The 15,797-nt window shown below is 71.9% G+C and carries 15 protein-coding genes; 2 read left to right on the top strand and 13 right to left on the bottom strand.

Annotated elements, in window-relative coordinates; all coding sequences use genetic code 11:
- Nucleotides 1–52: 52 nt before the first annotated feature.
- The 3 genes from ACLIBK_RS20155 to ACLIBK_RS20145 all read right to left on the bottom strand — a co-directional run bounded on the left by ACLIBK_RS20155 (nt 53) and on the right by ACLIBK_RS20145 (nt 1,306).
- Nucleotides 53–334, bottom strand: coding sequence for a hypothetical protein (locus ACLIBK_RS20155; protein WP_415389096.1), 282 nt, complete (start codon nt 332–334; stop codon nt 53–55).
- A gap of 63 nt (nt 335–397) precedes the next feature.
- Nucleotides 398–820: a hypothetical protein gene (locus ACLIBK_RS20150; protein WP_415389095.1), complete on the bottom strand. Its 423-nt coding sequence runs from the start codon at nt 818–820 to the stop codon at nt 398–400.
- Nucleotides 821–964: 144 nt separating this feature from the next.
- Nucleotides 965–1,306, bottom strand: a complete 342-nt coding sequence (locus tag ACLIBK_RS20145) for a hypothetical protein (RefSeq protein WP_415389094.1) — start codon at nt 1,304–1,306, stop codon at nt 965–967.
- Nucleotides 1,307–1,515: 209 nt separating this feature from the next.
- Between ACLIBK_RS20145 and ACLIBK_RS20140 the strand changes: the two genes are divergently transcribed.
- On the top strand, nt 1,516–1,962 hold the full coding sequence (locus tag ACLIBK_RS20140) for a GNAT family N-acetyltransferase (RefSeq protein ID WP_415389093.1): 447 nt from the start codon (nt 1,516–1,518) through the stop codon (nt 1,960–1,962).
- Nucleotides 1,963–1,972: 10 nt separating this feature from the next.
- Here ACLIBK_RS20140 and ACLIBK_RS20135 read toward each other — a convergent pair whose 3' ends face one another.
- The 10 genes from ACLIBK_RS20135 to tssA all read right to left on the bottom strand — a co-directional run bounded on the left by ACLIBK_RS20135 (nt 1,973) and on the right by tssA (nt 12,983).
- A complete protein-coding gene (locus tag ACLIBK_RS20135) occupies nt 1,973–2,944 on the bottom strand; it encodes a hypothetical protein (protein ID WP_415389092.1) in 972 nt (323 codons plus the stop codon).
- Nucleotides 2,945–2,971: 27 nt separating this feature from the next.
- Nucleotides 2,972–3,652, bottom strand: a complete 681-nt coding sequence (locus tag ACLIBK_RS20130) for an OmpA family protein (protein WP_415389091.1) — start codon at nt 3,650–3,652, stop codon at nt 2,972–2,974.
- A gap of 76 nt (nt 3,653–3,728) precedes the next feature.
- Nucleotides 3,729–4,901, bottom strand: coding sequence for a type VI secretion system baseplate subunit TssG (tssG, locus tag ACLIBK_RS20125; protein ID WP_415389090.1), 1,173 nt, complete (start codon nt 4,899–4,901; stop codon nt 3,729–3,731).
- Nucleotides 4,898–6,721, bottom strand: coding sequence for a type VI secretion system baseplate subunit TssF (gene tssF / locus ACLIBK_RS20120; RefSeq protein ID WP_415389089.1), 1,824 nt, complete (start codon nt 6,719–6,721; stop codon nt 4,898–4,900). The genes tssG and tssF overlap by 4 nt, the downstream gene beginning before the upstream one ends.
- Complete coding sequence (tssE, locus tag ACLIBK_RS20115; protein ID WP_415389088.1) at nt 6,718–7,200, bottom strand: type VI secretion system baseplate subunit TssE; 483 nt, start codon at nt 7,198–7,200, stop codon at nt 6,718–6,720. Before tssE ends, tssF begins: the two co-directional genes overlap by 4 nt.
- A complete protein-coding gene (locus ACLIBK_RS20110; RefSeq protein WP_415389087.1) occupies nt 7,197–7,988 on the bottom strand; it encodes a type VI secretion system accessory protein TagJ in 792 nt (263 codons plus the stop codon). The genes tssE and ACLIBK_RS20110 overlap by 4 nt, the downstream gene beginning before the upstream one ends.
- Nucleotides 7,989–8,043: 55 nt before the next feature.
- Nucleotides 8,044–9,624 (bottom strand): type VI secretion system contractile sheath large subunit, encoded by a 1,581-nt coding sequence (gene tssC / locus ACLIBK_RS20105; protein WP_415389086.1) that lies wholly within the window; start codon nt 9,622–9,624, stop codon nt 8,044–8,046.
- A gap of 1 nt (nt 9,625) precedes the next feature.
- Nucleotides 9,626–11,116, bottom strand: coding sequence for a type VI secretion system contractile sheath large subunit (gene tssC / locus ACLIBK_RS20100; protein ID WP_415389085.1), 1,491 nt, complete (start codon nt 11,114–11,116; stop codon nt 9,626–9,628).
- A gap of 3 nt (nt 11,117–11,119) precedes the next feature.
- Nucleotides 11,120–11,629 (bottom strand): type VI secretion system contractile sheath small subunit, encoded by a 510-nt coding sequence (gene tssB / locus ACLIBK_RS20095; protein ID WP_415389084.1) that lies wholly within the window; start codon nt 11,627–11,629, stop codon nt 11,120–11,122.
- Nucleotides 11,630–11,732: 103 nt separating this feature from the next.
- A complete protein-coding gene (tssA, locus tag ACLIBK_RS20090; RefSeq protein ID WP_415389083.1) occupies nt 11,733–12,983 on the bottom strand; it encodes a type VI secretion system protein TssA in 1,251 nt (416 codons plus the stop codon).
- Nucleotides 12,984–13,149: 166 nt separating this feature from the next.
- On the opposite strand from tssA, the gene tssH reads away from it, so the two are divergent.
- On the top strand, nt 13,150–15,797 hold a 2,648-nt coding region (tssH, locus tag ACLIBK_RS20085), incomplete at its 3' end, for a type VI secretion system ATPase TssH (RefSeq protein WP_415389082.1).

Raw genomic sequence — 15,797 nt, 5'->3', positions numbered from 1 at the left:
CCCTGCCGCTCCGCATTCTGGCACGGCGCTATGCGACGCGGGACGCTCCGGCCTACTGAACCGGGCTGGCGACCAGGTTGGTGCTGCCGGCAGCACGCGCTTCCCGTCGCGCCTTTTCCTGCTCCCAGTAGCGGCGCCGGATCTCACGTGCTTCACGCTCGCGATTCAGGGCTTCGTCCGCGACCGGCTTCGCCGGCGCGGCCGCCTCACCCTGGCCGCGGAACAGGGAGATCCGCCCCAGTGTGCTGCTGAACAGGTTGTCGAGCGTCCCGGCTTCCGCAGGCGACGCGGTCAGGGCCAGGATAGCAGCAGCCAGGATGGATAGGGGGCGCATGGTGTCGTTCTCGAAGCAGTGGCGAGGGAACGTGCCTTTCCGGCCCGGGTTGCGGCGCGGGCCTCAGCGCCGGTAGCGGTCTTCCTCAATGCGCCGACGGTCATCAGCGATGCGGCGGCGCTCATCCTCGATCCGGCGCTGCTGCTCGGCCAGCTGACGGTCACGGTCCTCCGTGGCACGACGGCGGTCCCCACCACGTCCACGGTCACTTTCCTGCCGGGCCCGGTCGCGCTCCCAATCCTCGCGCCGGCGTTCCCGGGCTTCGCGATCGCGCTCAGAGCCTTGCCGCTCACGCTCGCGGGCCCAGCGCGCATCCTCGTCGCGTCGTCGCGCGTCCTCGTTGTTGCCGGGCTGGTTGCCCTGCAGGCCCTGCAGGACCTGGCCGACAATGCCGTTCAGGTCCTGCGCGGCGGCCGGCAGGGCGAAGGCGGATGCGACGAAGCCGGCCAGCAGGGCACCACGGCACAGGGGAGTGAAACGGGACATGATCGGCTCCTGGGCGTTTGCCGATGAACGTTCCGACACCTGAATGCGTTGCCGGCCGTTCAGGAATCATCCATGAGGAAGTAAGGACCGATACTCACCCTCGGCGGCGCGCCACTCCTCTCCCCGCCTCGCCGCGGCTCGCCCTCAGCGACGCTCCACCGTGGGTGCCCGGTCGCGCAGAGGCGTGCTGCCCGGCAGTTCCACCGGTGCCGTTTCCAGGTGCGTGCCGCCACTGGTGAGGCTGTCCTGAGTCGGGCTCCGGTTGGTGAGCAAGGGCGCGCGATCAGCTTCCAGCGCGTCCACCCGCGCCGCGGCGCCGTCGCGCACGTCGCCCCTGGCGTCCCGCGCCGCATCGCGAAGGCGGTCGCCCTGGATCTGCTGGTCGAGCTGCCGTTGCGCGCGCTCCACGGCTGTTTGTGCGGCAGCGCCCTGGGACAACAGGGGCGTGGCGGCGAGCAACAGGGCGGCGATCAGGGGCGGGCGCATCGGCAGGGTTCCAGTTCGGGAGATACGGGGAGAACGCTGCAGCCCGGCGGTCGTTACCGCCGCAGCCCGGCGCCCCCGCATCCCGGCCCTGGGCCGGAGGGACGGCATCGCCCCGACAACACCGGCCGGCCGACGCGAAGCGCGCCGGCGCTATCCCCCTCCCCCGTCCTTCACGCTAAACCGGCCCCGACGTGTCGCGGGGTGCTGGCGTGGCTTCTGAGGCGGAATATGAACTGGTCCTGACGGATGCGCCGGAAGCTTCGGCCCGGGAAGCGATCCTGCGCCCGCTGGTCGCCTTCAACGAAGCCCAGATCGGGCCTTCCGATGGCCGCCCCCTGGCCCTGCTGCTGCGGGAGCCGGCCGGGGGCGCGGTGACCGGCGGCCTTTGGGGCCGCACCTCCTGGGGCTGGCTGTTCATCGAGCTGCTGGCCGTGCCGGAACACCTCCGGCACCAGCGCCTGGGTTCGGAGCTGATGCGGCAGGCCGAAGCCGAGGCCGCTCGTCGTGGCTGCATCGGCGTGCGGCTGGACACCTTCAGCTTTCAGGCCCTCGGTTTCTACCAGAAGCTGGGCTACGCCGTGTTTGGCCAGCTGGACGACCACCCGCCCGGGCACAGCCGCTACTTCCTGTCCAAGCGCCTTCCCGCCGCCGGCTGAACGGCGGCGCTCAGGGCAGGGGCGCGCGGTTCCGCACCAGGGCGCGCAGCTGTTCCACCCGCTGCGGGCTCAGGCCGAGATGCTGGGCGGCAAAGAAGCGCTCGTCGGGGGTAAACAGCAGGTAAGCTTGCATCTCGCCGGCCACGAGGTCCTCGTTGGTCACGTCGTAGCCTTCGCGCGCCAGGAAGCTGCGAAAGGCAGCGCGATCGGCCTCGGTGAAGCTCTCCGCCCAGACGCGGCGGACATGGGCGGCGTAGAAGGGCACCGTGAAGTCGTAGCCGTGCCCGACCTCGTGGTGCAGGATCGTCCGGCGGGCGGATTCATCCATCCGCGGACCCGGCGCCGCCACGGAGATCAGGGCGATCTCCCCCGGGCCGGACAGGGCGCGGGCACGGGCCAGCTGCTCGGACACCCAGCGCTCGCCCTCGTTCAGCACCAGCCCTTCGCGGGCCGCCAGGGTGAAGAAGCGTTCCAGGTCGGAACCGCGGTAGTCGTGGCCGTAGTAGTAGGTTTCCGCCGTTTCGCCCGAGCGCACCAGCACGGCCGCCATCTCGGTGTCGGACAGCACGTGGTCGCGCGGCAGGTCGGCCTTTTCCACCAGGGCGGCAACCCGGTTCAGCGCCATGCCCTGGCTGGCGAGGTCCGGGAAATCCAGCACGAAGACGCGCGGGTTCTCCGCCAGCTGCAGCACCGTCGGCCAGGCCGCCCGGTGGTCGGCGATCTCGGCTTCCGTCAGCACGGGGAAGGCTTGCAGGACGGGAGCGGCGGGCGGTGTCGCCAGGGCGACGACCGGCGCCGGGGAAGGCAGCGGGGCGGGAACCGGCGCCAGCAGGCGGAAGGCGGTCCAGCCCACCGCACCCGCCAGGATCAGCCCCGCTACCCCCCCCAGCCAAGCGTTGCGCCGGGTGGCAGAGCCCCGAACCGGCCGCCCGGCGCGGGGCGGCGGGCTCAGCCGAACCGTGTCGTCAGCCTCCGAGCCCATCGCGCCCGCCTCCCGCGTCGCGGGAGATCAGCTCCCGAGGTTCAGCACCTGCACGCGGCGGTTCCGCGCTTCCGGCACCTGGTCGCCGGTGCGCACCAGCGGCTGGGACTGGCCCAGGCCCACCGCTTCCAGCCGGTCCTGGCTGACACCGAAGCGGCTCACGAGGTAGTCGCGCACCGCATCGGCACGACGCTCCGAGAGCAGCTTGTTGCTGTCCACCGAGCCCACCGTGTCGGTGTGACCCTCGATGCGGAAACGGTAGGGCGCCAGCTCGGCCGAGCTCAGGGCCTGCCCGAGCGGCGCCAGCTCGCGTTCCGCCTGCGGCGTCAGCGTGGCCGAGCCGGTGGGAAAGCGCACGGTGATGGACACGGCCGCAACACCGGCAGGCGCCGTGGTGGCGGCCGCGGCGGGACGCGCCGGGGCCGGCGTCGCGGGCCGGGGCGCCGGAGCACTGGCCGCCGCCGGGCGAGCGGTGCTGCCGGACGGCGGCGCGGGCACAGTGGCGGCGGCCGGTGCCGGCTGCGTCGGGGCGGCGGGCGCCGCTTCCGACCCGGGCATACGGATGCCGCGGGTCTGGCCGGCCTGCGGCCGCAGCCGCTCGATCAGGGACAGGGCAGCGGGGTCGGACTGGGCCCAGCCGGGGGTGGCGGTGATGGCGCCGCCGATCAGGACGGCCGCTCCGGCGGCAAGCAACGCGGTGCGGGACATGATCCAGCCTCCCATTTTCCGAGGCGGAATAGCACGATCGGTGCGGGCGCGAGAAGATTGCTTTCACGTGGCGGTTTCAGCGCGCATCGAAGATCGGCTCGGTGCCGTCGCGCCGCCGCGGCGTGGGCCGGGTCAGCCAGGAGGACCAGCCGAGCCGCGCGCCCGCCGCCGCCGCGCCGAGGCGCAGGGCCGGCACGTCCTCCCGCGCCAGCACGGGGTTCAGGGCGAAGCCGGTGTCCAGCCCGACATGCAGGCGGCACAGCGCCAGCAGCCGGGCATGGCCGGGCGTGCCGGGCAGCAGCGCCTCGAAGGCTTCGCGCGGCAGCGGGCCGATGCGGACGATGAAGCGCGACTGCGCGTCCCAGACCTGCCCGCCCAGTACGGCGCCCTGCCCCAGGGCGGAATGCTGGCCGGGCACGCCGCCGCGCCGGCCGCGGCCGCCCAGGCGGGTGCGTTCTTCCTCGGGCAGGCGCAGCCAGCCACCGGCGAACTCCACCAGTTCCACCGCGCCGCCCGCCTCCTCCTCCAGCATGGCGCGCAGCCGTTCGGCCGAGCGGGTGCGGGCCGACAGGTTGCCGGCATGGAACAGCAGCGCCGGTTCCGGTGCCCCGGCCCGTTCCGTCAGGTGCGGCGTGCCCAGGCCGAGGGCCGCGGACAGCGCGCGCTCGGCCGGCTGGGGGTCGCGGGTCGGGCGGTACTTGGCCCCTGCCTTGGCCCAGAGCCCGGCGAAGCGCCCGCCCAGCATGTCCAGAAAGGCGTGCAGCGCGGCGGAGCGCTTGCGCAGCTCCGTCGCGACCGTGGCGGTGTGGTGGCGTGGCAGCACGCCGCCCGGGCCGATCAGCCCGAAGGTGGCCAGGGTCAGCGTGCGTGCCGCCGGGTCGGCCTGCACGATGGCACCCTCGGCATGCGCCAGGCGCGCGCTGGTGCGGTAGTGCAAGTCGCGCGCATCCACCCCGTGCGCCGCCACGGCGATGCCCTGGTCCAGGTCGAAGCGCCCGGGCGTCCGGGCCAGCCGGTCACGCGGCGAAGGCTCCGGTGGCCCAGGAAGCGGCAAGGCGAGATGCAGCGGCACCGGGATCGGGCTCGGGATCGGGGTAGCGGCTTGCGCCGGCGCCGCCCCGGACGGAGCGTCAGGCACCCGTTCCGGCGGCACCCCGGCCACGGCGTCCGGCGCAGCCCCGGACGGGGCGGCCTCTCCTAGCCCGAGGGCAGCGAGGTCGAGGCGCTGGGCAGGCGGGAACTCGCTCACAGCAGGATGCGCGTGCCGGACCGCGGCGCCCAGCGCGCCACCGCCCCGGGACGCCCGCGCAGCACCGCCGCCGTGCGCACGAAAGCGTTGACCGAGACCTGCAGCGCCAGGAAGCGCTCCAGCGCCGCGGCCAGCAGGTGCAGCCCGCCGGCCTGCCAGCCGGCCGGGTCGAAGGTCAGCGTCACGTCCAGCCCGCGCACGAAAGCACCGGGACGCCCGCCCGGCAGCCGTGCTACGCCGGGGCGGCTCTCCACCGCCAGCAGGGCGGCGATGGCAGCACGGCTCTCGGCCGTGTCACGCAGGTCGTGCAGGCGCAGGATCTCGCGCAGCGCCAGTGCGCCCTCCGGCCCGCCGGTGACGCCCAGGTGGTTCAGCGCCAGATGCGAAACCAGCTTCCAGGCGCTGCGCTCGCTCAGCTGCGGCCTCAGCGTCGGCGTCGGCGCGGTCATGCATTCCGCCCCGGCCACGGGAGTGCCCCCCTCGCTCACCCGCAGGCGGGGCTGGCCGCCGCCGAAGGGCAGCATGGAAGGCAGGTCGCGGTTGCAGCACAGCGCGTCCACGCTCAGCACCGCGTCGGCCGGCTGCGCCGGGTCGAAGGCGGCGTCGCGTAGTGCCAGCGTGGTCTGGGTACCCGTCAGCGGCGCCAGCGCGGGGCGCCGCAGCGACAGGTAGTTGACCTCCGTCACCTCTTCCTGAGCGTCGGCGCGGCCGAGACGGTGAAAGGGCAGCACCGTGCGCCGGCTGCCGTCGGAACGGCTCTCGCGCACCTCCTCGACCGCGTAGACTTCCAGCGAGGCCGGGCGGCGCGCATCAGGCACGATCGGCCATTCCGAGCGCGTGCCGTCCAGCGCGATGGGCTCGCAGCGCAGGGGAAACAGGTTCACCGCCGGCACGCAGCCCAGCGCGAAGTTCTCCGCGCTCACCGAGCGCTCCAGCTCCGTCACCGCGCGGGACAGCCAGACGAAGACCTCGATCCGGTCGCCCTTCTGCACGAGAGAGCGGGCGTCGAGCCCGTCGAGGTCGAGGTAGAGGAACTTTTCCGGAAAGGCGAACCATTCCGTCAGCAGCCGGTGCCCGGCAAAGGCGCGGTTGGGCCACGGCAGCGCCGCTTCCTCCGCCGCGAAACCCGCCGGCCGCAGCGCGTCCGGCCCCAGGATGGTGGGGGCGGTGTCCGCCGGCCCATCGGCCAGCGCCACCGAGATCACGGATTGGCTCAGCAACTCGTGCAGCAGGGCGCCCTGGGCCCCGGCACCGCGCAGGTGCAGCCGCAGCCGGTCCAGCCCCAGCGTGTTGATCGGCAGATCGGGGGCGGGGGTGCGCAGCACCAGCCGCAGGCAGGCCACCGCGCCGGAGGCGGCCGGATTGGGCGGCGCGGGGAAGGGCAGGCCGGATAGGCGGGCGGTGTCCAGCACCAGCGGCCAGAGCGTGACGTCGTGGCAGGTGCGGAAGCGCACCGGCTCACCGCGCACGGGATCGGTTTCCACCGCCAGGCCGCGCGGCACCACCACCCCGGCGCGCAGCTCCGGGCTGCCGCGCAGGCGCAGCGTGGTCATGGAGGGAACGGGGGCCAGCAGCTGCGGCGACAGCATCTCCAGCAGCGCGTCGGAGATCTCCGGCAGCTCGTCGTCCAGACGGTGCTGCACCCGGGCGGCCAGGAAGGCGACGCCCTCCAGCAGGCGCTCCACATAGGGGTCGTCGGCGATCTCGCCGCTCAGGCGCAGGCGGCCTGCCACCTTGGGAAAGGCCTGGGCGAATTCACCGGCGTCGCGCCGCAGCGCCTGGAGTTCCCGGTTGTAGTAGGGGAGGAGGGATTCGCTCACTGCTCGCGCACCGCCACGTCCAGGGTGGCGGGACGCAGCACCGTCTCGAAGGCCACCTGCTCCGGCACCGGATCGGTGCGCAGGATTGCCTCCACCCGCAGCTTGAGCGAGCGGTCCAGCGACTCGCTTTCCAGCGGCGGCAGAGTCACGGTGATGGAGGTCAGCCGCGGCTCGAAACGCCGCAGCGTCAGCTCCACCTCCCGCGCCAGGGCGACGCGGGTTTCCTCGGCGGTAAAGGAGCCCGCGGTGGGATCCGGCACGCCGTAGCCGATCGGGGAGGTCGGCAGCTCCGCGAGACCCTTGGGCAGGGGCACGCGGCGCCGCCGGGCGTTCAGCAGCGCCTCCATGTCCCGCCGCACCGCGGCGCGCAGCACCTCCACCGCCAAGGGCTGGGACAGGGGCGGGTCGCGCGGCGCGTCCGGATCGGTGTCCAGCAGCCGGTCCAGCAGCGGCAGGCGGAGGCGATGTGAATCGCTCACGTGAACTCCAGCGTGCCCGCCTCGGCCAGGGGCAGCGCGTCCTCGCCCACCAGCAGCAGCCGCTGGCCCAGGCCGCGCACGGGGCCCTCGCCCTCGGACCACTCGGTTTCCCGGCCCAGGCGCAGCGCGTCGGAGATCGTGGCCGCCGTGGCGGGATACACCACCGGCAGGAACACCGCCCCTTCCGTGCCGTCCTTCAACTCCAGCATGCAGCGGCGCCAATACAGGTCGCGCGGGCGGCGCACCGGCTCGATCACCAAGGACTGCAGCCGTTCGGTCGGCACCCACATGTAGTCGCCGCCGGCGGTCAGCACCTCGAATTGCGGGGCGAAGATGTCATCGGCATCGCGCAGGTCGTCAAAGGGCTTGCCGTCGGCGGTGCCAGGGGTGCGCGGACGCAACTCCTCCGCCTGCGCCGCCGCCTCAGCCGCGCCGGCCAGGTCGCCGGTGCGCGCCAGGGTCAGCGCCCGCAGCGCGGCGTTCTGCGCCGGGGTCGGGTCGTCGCCCTGGAACTTCGGCACCCGGCCTTCCCGGAAGCACTGCTGGCGGTGCTCCTCCGCGCGCAGCAGGCGGCGGAATTCCAGCACGGCCGGGCTGGGGTCGTCGGCGATCACCGCGTCCAGCGCCCGGTCGGCGCGTTCCGTTTCCCCGGAAAAGAGGAACATCTCCGCCAGCAGCCAGCGCAGGCCGGAATCGGTCGGCTTGGCGCGCACCGCGGCCGTGGTGGCGGCGATGGCGGCCTTGATGTCGCCGGCTCGGAAGGCGTCGCCCGCCGGATCACTGCTCATGAGTCCCGTGTTCCCCCTGGTCGGTGGTGCCAGCCGCTCGCGCGGCGTGTTCGGTTCAGGCCGCGGCCTTCGCGGCCTGCAGGTCGGTGACGAGGCGGAAGGCGGCGCCGACCTCGTCCAGCTGGTAGTGCGGCTGCAGGTGCACGGTGCAGCCGAAGACCCCCGGCTTGCCCGGGCGCTCGCGCACCTCCACCCGGGCGCCGCGCAACGGGTACTTGGCAGCGCTCTCGCCGATGCCGCCGCCGGAGGAGTTGGCGAAGTTCATCAGCCAGCGCTGCAGCTTCATCTCGATCTCTTCCGCCGTCTTGAAGGCACCCACCATGTCGCGCCCCATCACCTTGATGCAGTGGGCGAAGCGGCTGACGCAGAGCACCGCGTTGAACTGGGCGGACAGGCGCTGGTTGGCGTTGGCGACCTCGCCGGTCATGCGCGGCGGCCGGTGCAGGCTGGGGGTGGCGGCAAAGGTCACCTCCGGCAGGCCTTCCAGCCCGAGGATCGGCATCAGCCCCGCTTCCACCGCCTGGCGTTCCTGCAGGTCGGTCAGCGACACCTCGATGGGCGGCCGCGGCGGCGCGCCGGGCGGATCGCCCGAGAGCCGCTCGGCCGGCAACTCGTCCACCACCCCGCCCTCGGCCTGGGCGGCGATGGCGGCGCCGCGGATATCGGCCGGCCAGCCGAAGCGGGCAAAGGCGCGCAGCACCGTGGCGCCCAGCGCGTAGACCGGGCTGGTCCAGACCCGCGGCCCCAGCGCGCCGCGCGGGCGGAAACGGTCGGGGCGCACGGCCTCATCGGCCCAGGGCGCGCGCGCCAGCACGCGCGGCAGCAGCACGCCCAGGAAGCGGCTGTCCTCGCGCCCCTGCAGGCCGCGCCAGCGCTGCCGCTCCGGCCCGCGCAGCGGGTCCGTCAGGTCCAGGCTCGGCGCCACGTCGGAAAACACGTCCAGCCCCAGCAGGGCCGGATGCGCCGCCACCGCGACCGGCGCGAAGGAGGCCGCGGCGATGCCGGCCAGACCGTCCAGCCCGGCGACGTCGTCGGTGGGGCTGCCGGGGCCGGGTGCGTGGCGCAACTCGTAATCGGCCAGCAGCAAGCCGTAGGGCTCGCCGCCGGGATGGCCGAACTCTTCCTCGTACACGGCGCGGAACAGGTTGGACTGGTCGAACTCGGCGGCGCGCTCGAAATCGCGGCACAGTTCCGGCCAGCGTGCCACCAGCAGCCGCAGCTTGACCTTGGCGCCATAGGGCACTCGCCCCGCCAGCCAGAACAACCCGCGCCAGGAACCTTCCAGCCGCTGCACGCGCGGATGCGACATCACGCGGTCGAGCTGGGCATGGATGCGCGCATCGAGTGCCGCGATGTCGCGGTCGGCCGCTTCGCGCAGGCGTTCGCAGGCCGCGCGCCGGCCCCGCGCAGTGCCGTCATGGGCGAGCACCGCACGCAGCGCGGCCTCGCCGAACCAGTCCCGCAGGGGTGCCTCGCTGCCGCCGGCGGCGAACTCCGCCAGGGAGCGCGCGGTGCCGGCATAGGAGGTTCCGAGGAACCGCCCCGCCAGCACCGCCTCGCGCAGCGTGGGCGCGGGTTCGGCGTGATCCGGCAGGGAGGCGGCGGCCCCGGCAGGGGCCGCCACCGTCCCGTCCACCTCAGGCCTTCTGCGGAATACGCGCCACCATGCGCATGGAGGTGGAGAGTTCCTCCATCTGCAGCCAGGGACGCATATAGGCCACGGCGTTGTAGACGCCGGGCTTGCCCGGCACTTCCTTCACCTCGACCTTGGCTTCGCGCAGCGGGTACTTGGCCTTGGTTTCCTGGCCGGCATTCTCGTTGGAGTTGACGTAGTTGTTGATCCAACGGTTCAGCCAGCTCTGGACGTCGCTCGCCTCCATGAAGGAGCCGATCTTGTCGCGCGCCATCACCTTCAGGAAGTGGGCGAAGCGGCTGGTCGCCATCAGGTAGGGCAGGCGGGCAGAGATGGCGGCATTGGCCGTTGCTTCCGGCCGATCGTACTTCTTGGGCTTCTGCGTGCTCTGCGCCCCGAAGAACACGGCGTAGTCGGTGTTCTTGTAGTGGCACAGCGGCAGGAAGCCGAGGCCCGAGAGCTCGGCCTCGCGGCGGTCGGTGATGCCCAGCTCGGTCGGGCACTGCGCGTCGCTGTCGCCGTCGTCGGAGGTGAAGGTGTGGCTCGGCAGGTTGGACACCTTGCCGCCACCCTCGGCGCCGCGGATGGCGACGCAGAAGCCGTGCTGCGCGAAGGCGTCGGTCAGCCGCGCCCCCATCACGTAGGCGGCGTTCATCCAGCAGTAGTCGTGGTGGTTCATCTGCTTGGCGCGCCCGGCCTCGTCGGCGGGCGCCTCCTCGTAGTTGAACTCCTCCACCGGCACGGTCGCGGAACCGTAGGGCAGGCGGGCGATGGTGCGCGGCATCACCAGGTTGACGAAGCGGCTGTCCTCCGTGTCGCGGAAGGAGCGCCACTTGGCGTATTCGGCCGTCTCGAAGATCTTGGCCAGGTCGCGGGGCTTGCTCAGCTCGCGCCAATCCTCGAAGCCGAACATGCCGGCGCCGGCCGCCGAGATGAAGGGTGCGAAGGCGGCCGCGGCGACGTTGCTCACCAGGCGCAGCGTTTCGACGTCGTCGGGGTGGTTGGTCCACTCGTAGTCGCCGATCAGCGCGCCGTAGGGCTCGCCGCCGGGGGTGCCGAACTCGTTCTCGTAGAGCTTCTTGAACAGCTGGCTCTGGTCGAACTCGGTGGCCCGCTGCAGGTCGCGCGACAGGTCCTTCTTGGAGGCCTGCAGCAGCCGCAGCTTCAGCGAGGTCCCGGTCTCGCTGTTCTGCACCAGGTACTTCAGGCCGCGCCAGGAGCCTTCCAGCTTCAGGAAGCGCTCATTGTGCATCACCGCGTTCAGCTGCTCGCTTACCTTGCGGTCGATCTCGGCGATGGCGCGGTCGAAGGTCTGGCCGAGGTTGCGGCTGAAGGTCACGGTGCCCTTCAGCGCTTCCTCGGTCAGCGCCTTGATCAGGTCCTGGGCGCGGTCGCGCTCGGTCTGCTTGGTGGCGCCGATCACTTGGTCGAGCAGCCCGAGGCCGCCTTCCAGTTCCGTGGTGCTGCCGGCAGCGCCCGTCTGGGTCTGGCTCATGGTTCAGGCGCCCTTGTTGTCGAGGCCCAGCTCACCCGAGAGCTTGGCCAGCTTGTCCTTGTCCTGCAGCACCTGCTCCAGCAGCCCTTCGAGCTCGTCGGAGCGGTCCACCTTGCTCATCAGGTCGCGCAGCTTGGCGCGCGTCTCGAGCATCGCCTTCAGCGCCGGCACCTGCTCGGCCACCTTGGCCGGCTCGAAATCGTCCATGGAGCGGAACTTCAGGTTGACCGCCATCTGGGAACCGTCGCCCGCCAGGGTGTTGTCCACCTTCAGGTTCAGGCCGGGCTGGATGCGGGCCATCACGTCGTCGAAGTTGTCGCGGTCGATCTGGACGAACTTGCGCTCCGCCAGCGGCTTCAGCGGCTCGGTCGGGTCGCCGGCGAAATCGCCCATGATGCCGACCACGAAGGGCAGCTCGCGCAGGATCTCGGCGCCTTCGGTTTCGACCTGGTAGGTGATGTGGACGCGCGGCTTCCGCACGCGCGCCAGCTTTTCGTGAACGCTCCCGCTCATGGCAATTCCCTCTGGATTTCCCGAAACATTCAGGCCCCCCCGGGGCCCTTTGCAAATCTTCCCGGCCCGAAAGATAGGTTCGCTATCGCAACCTGGTCAAATACTACCAGACGATCTTGTTGGAAGCAGCAGGGTTCGCTGCGGGCGCTTCCGCGGCGGCCGGTGCCGCCGCGGGCGCCGGGGCGGCGGGGGCCACCGCCGCCGGCGCGGCCACCATGGCCGGCATCGTCACCGGACCGAGGGTGCGAATGCCCAGCATGGTCAGCATGGCATTGCGCGAGCCCTCGTCGGGCAGCACCTCGGCCAGCAGTTCTGGCAAGGGCAGGCGCGCCCGGCGCACCGCATCCTCCAGCGTATAGGCCAGGGGGGAATGCGGCTCTGTGGCGCGGAAAAAGGCCGCCAGCTCCTCCAGCCGAGCGATCGCGTCCTCGCGCGAATGCAGGGCGCCGACGGTGATCGGTCCGCCGCCGACCCCGACCGGTCCGGCCACGGCAACGGTTCCCGCCCCGGCTGCCGTCGCGCCCGCGGCGGAGGGTTCCGCGGCGGCCGCCCCGGCCGGGGCCGCGGTGGTGAGCGGGCCGGTGATGCGTTCGGTGATCTCGACGATGCGCGCCAGCGCCTCGCTCACCCGCCGGGTGGAAGGCGCCTCGTTGCCGAAGCGCTCCGTCAGCTTGGCGTCGAATTCTGCCCAGACCACCCCCGCCTTCTGCGCCGCCAGGCCCACGCCACGCAGCACGGGGCCGGACGCACGCGCCTCGGCTTCCAGGGTCGTCAGCGCCGGCACCCCGGCAGCCAGCCGCGCTTCCCGCCGCTTGGTGTCGACGATGGCGGCCGTGTCCTCGGCCTGTGCCCAGATATACAGGGACGCGTCGCTGCCATCGCCGCGGGGAAACAGCGGCAGGCGGCGCAGCGGCTGCATCAGCGTGCCATCCGCGGCGTCCCCCGCCAAACCGCCCAGGGGCGAGGCGCGGACCTCCATCCCTTCCTCGTCGGGCAAGGGAAAGCCGCCATCCCAGTACTGGTCCAGCAGGCCGGTCAGCAGCACGGACGCGTCGTGCAGCCCGTCCAGCCCGTCGAGCCGCACCAGCGCCTCGGCCAGCCAGGAGGCGACCTCGAAATCCTTGCTCTTCTCGGCCAGGCAGACCTGGCCCAGCCGCTTCACGTCGCGCCAGGACTGCGGAACCGTGGGAGGTTCGCCACTGGTGTCCTGCGCGCGCTCCTCGGCCCGGGCCTCGGCCCGGGCATCGCGCAGCTTCTGGTAGGGCGAGGTCGGGGAATAATCTTCCCGCAGGTCGTCGCCGACGCCGTTCTCCCCGGTGCCGAGGGGCGCCAGCAACTGATCCAGGTCAAGCACACCAACACCCGCCATGCGCCGAATCTTCGTCCATCGCTAAATCGCGAGCGAGTGTGCTGGACAGCGGCTCCGACAGCAAGTTAGCTTATCGCAACGGTGTCCGGCCGGGTTGCGGCCGGCAACGATTCTTCACGGCAAGATCCGAGGCGGGGAGCGTATCACTGGCATGGTCGCGTTGGACCTGAAGTCGCTCGTCGGGCGACTCGATGAACTGTGCCGCCGCCAGCTGGAGGCTGCCGCAGGCCTGACCCTGTCGCGCAGCCACTACAACGTCGAGATCGAGCACCTGTTGCTCAAGCTCGTGGAAACCCCCGGCTCCGACGTGTCGGCGATCCTGCGCGCCCAGGGCCTGGATGCCGGCCGCGTGGCGGCCGAGCTGAACCGCGGCCTGGACAAGCTGCGCACCGGTAATTCCCGCGCACCGTCGCTGTCACCCGACATCGTCACCTGGCTGCGCGAGGCGTGGCTGATCGCCTCGCTGGAAGACCAGTCGGCCAAGATCCGCTCCGGCCACATGCTGGGCGCGCTGCTGTCGGATGACACGCTGCGCCGCGTGGTGCGCGAGAGCGCCCAGTCCCTCGCCGAGATCTCGCCCGAGGCGCTGCGCAAGGGCATGCGCGACATGGCCTCGGCTTCCGAGGAAGCGTCCTCGGCCGAAGCCCTGGCCTCCTCCCCTTCCACCGCGGGCGGGACGCCGGGCGTGCCCGGCGAGGCGCCGCGCGCCGGCGGGCCGCTGGACCAGTTCTGCACCGACCTCACGGCGCAGGCCAAAGCGGGCAAGATCGACCCGATCCTGGGCCGCGACTCGGAAATCCGGCAGGCCGTCGATATCCTGACGCGCCGTCGCCAGAACAACCCGATCCTCACCGGCGAGCCCGGCGTGGGCAAGACCGCGGTGGCCGAGGGCCTCGCGCTGCGCATCGCCGCGGGCGACGTGCCGGAAGCGCTCAAGGAGGTCCGGCTGATGAGCCTCGACCTCGGCCTGCTGCAGGCCGGCGCCGGGGTGAAGGGCGAGTTCGAGAACCGCCTTAAGGGCGTGATCGACGCGGTGAAGTCGAGCCCGAAACCGATCATCCTGTTCATCGACGAGGCGCACACGCTGATCGGCGCCGGCGGCCAGCAGGGGCAGAACGACGCGGCCAACCTGCTCAAGCCCGCGCTGGCGCGCGGCGAGCTGCGCTGCCTCGCCGCCACCACCTGGGCGGAATACAAGAAGTACTTCGAGAAGGACGCCGCGCTGACCCGCCGCTTCCAGGTGGTGCAGGTCGGCGAGCCCTCCAACCCGCTGGCCGCTGCCATGCTGCGCGGGTTGGTGTCCACGCTGGAAAAGCACCACGGCGTGCGCATCCTGGATGAGGCGGTGGAGGAGGCGGTGCGTCTCTCCGCCCGCTACATCCCGGCCCGCCAGCTGCCGGACAAGGCGGTGTCGCTGCTCGATACCGCCTGCGCCCGCGTCGCCATGTCGCAGGCGGCTGCCCCCGCGGCGATCGAGGACCGGCAGCGCCGGCTGGAGCTGATCGAGACCGAGACCCGCGTGCTGGCGCGCGAGAGCGCGTCGGGCTCCGACCACGCCGCGCGCACCCAGGCGCTGGAGGAAGAGCGCGCCAAGCTGGAAGGCGAGCTGTCCGCGCTGGACGCCCGCTGGAAGGAAGAGATCGCGCTGGTGACGCGCATCCGCGACCTGCGCGGCCGCGTCGAGGCGGCTTCCACCCCCGCCCCCTCCTCCGCCGGCGCGGCTGCGGTGGCGGAAGCGACGGCGCCGGTGGAAGACCTCGCGGCGCTCAAGGCCGAGTTGGCCGAGGCCACCGCCGCCCTGCGCACCCTGCAAGGCGAGGAGCCGCTGGTGCATCCGGTGGTGGACGGCCACGCCATCGGCGAGGTGGTGGAAACCTGGACCGGCATCCCCGTGGGCCGGATGCTGGGCGACGAGATCCAGACCATCCTCAAGCTGAAGGACAAGCTGGAGGAGCGCGTGGTCGGCCAGCCGCACGCGCTGGAAGCCATCGCCCAGGCGATCCGCACCAACCGCGCCGGGCTGACCGATCCGCGCAAGCCGGTGGGCGTGTTCCTGATGGTCGGCACCTCCGGCGTCGGCAAGACGGAAACGGCGCTGGCCGTGGCCGACCTGCTCTACGGCGGCGAGCAGAACCTGACGGTCATCAACATGAGCGAGTTCAAGGAGGAGCATAAGGTCTCCCTCCTGATGGGCTCGCCCCCGGGCTATGTCGGCTATGGCGAAGGCGGCGTGCTGACGGAAGCCGTGCGTCGCCGTCCCTATTCCGTGGTGCTGCTGGACGAGATGGAGAAGGCCCATCCCGGCGTGCAGGACGTCTTCTACCAGGTGTTCGACAAGGGGCAGATGAAGGACGGCGAGGGTCGCGACATCGACTTCCGAAACACCGTCATCATCATGACGTCCAATGCCGGCACCGACACCATTGCCAAGCTCTGCGCCGACCCGGACACCGCGCCGGACCCCGAGGCGCTGACCGAGGCGCTGAAGCCTGATCTGCTAAAATCGTTCAAACCGGCTTTCCTTGGCCGTTGCAATGTGGTAACGTATTATCCGTTGGCCGACGACATCATGCGGATGATCATTGGCCTCAACATGAAGCGGATCGCGCGCCGGGTGAAGGAAGCCTATGGCGTGTCGATGGAGGTGGACGACAGCGTGCCCGCAGCGATCGCGGCCCGATGCCGTGACGTGGACAGTGGGGCGCGCAACATCGAGGTCATCCTGACCCGCACCCTGTTGCCGGAGCTGAGCTCGCGCATCCTCGCGCGGTTGGCGGAGGGGCAGGAGATCACGCGGGT

The organism is Roseomonas sp. BN140053, assembly GCF_047690175.1.
In the GTDB taxonomy this organism is placed as follows: Bacteria; Pseudomonadota; Alphaproteobacteria; order Acetobacterales; family Acetobacteraceae; genus Roseomonas.
This window is presented reverse-complemented; position numbering and strand designations above follow the sequence as displayed.

Excerpts from the sequence above, each read along its gene's own strand:
- ACLIBK_RS20155 (WP_415389096.1), bottom strand. The coding sequence starts at position 334 with ATGCGCCCCCTATCCATCCTGGCTGCTGCTATCCTGGCCCTGACCGCG.
- ACLIBK_RS20150 (WP_415389095.1), bottom strand. The coding sequence starts at position 820 with ATGTCCCGTTTCACTCCCCTGTGCCGTGGTGCCCTGCTGGCCGGCTTC.
- ACLIBK_RS20145 (WP_415389094.1), bottom strand. The coding sequence starts at position 1,306 with ATGCGCCCGCCCCTGATCGCCGCCCTGTTGCTCGCCGCCACGCCCCTG.
- ACLIBK_RS20135 (WP_415389092.1), bottom strand. The coding sequence starts at position 2,944 with ATGGGCTCGGAGGCTGACGACACGGTTCGGCTGAGCCCGCCGCCCCGC.
- ACLIBK_RS20130 (WP_415389091.1), bottom strand. The coding sequence starts at position 3,652 with ATGTCCCGCACCGCGTTGCTTGCCGCCGGAGCGGCCGTCCTGATCGGC.
- ACLIBK_RS20110 (WP_415389087.1), bottom strand. The coding sequence starts at position 7,988 with ATGAGCAGTGATCCGGCGGGCGACGCCTTCCGAGCCGGCGACATCAAG.
- tssC (WP_415389085.1), bottom strand. The coding sequence starts at position 11,116 with ATGAGCCAGACCCAGACGGGCGCTGCCGGCAGCACCACGGAACTGGAA.
- tssB (WP_415389084.1), bottom strand. The coding sequence starts at position 11,629 with ATGAGCGGGAGCGTTCACGAAAAGCTGGCGCGCGTGCGGAAGCCGCGC.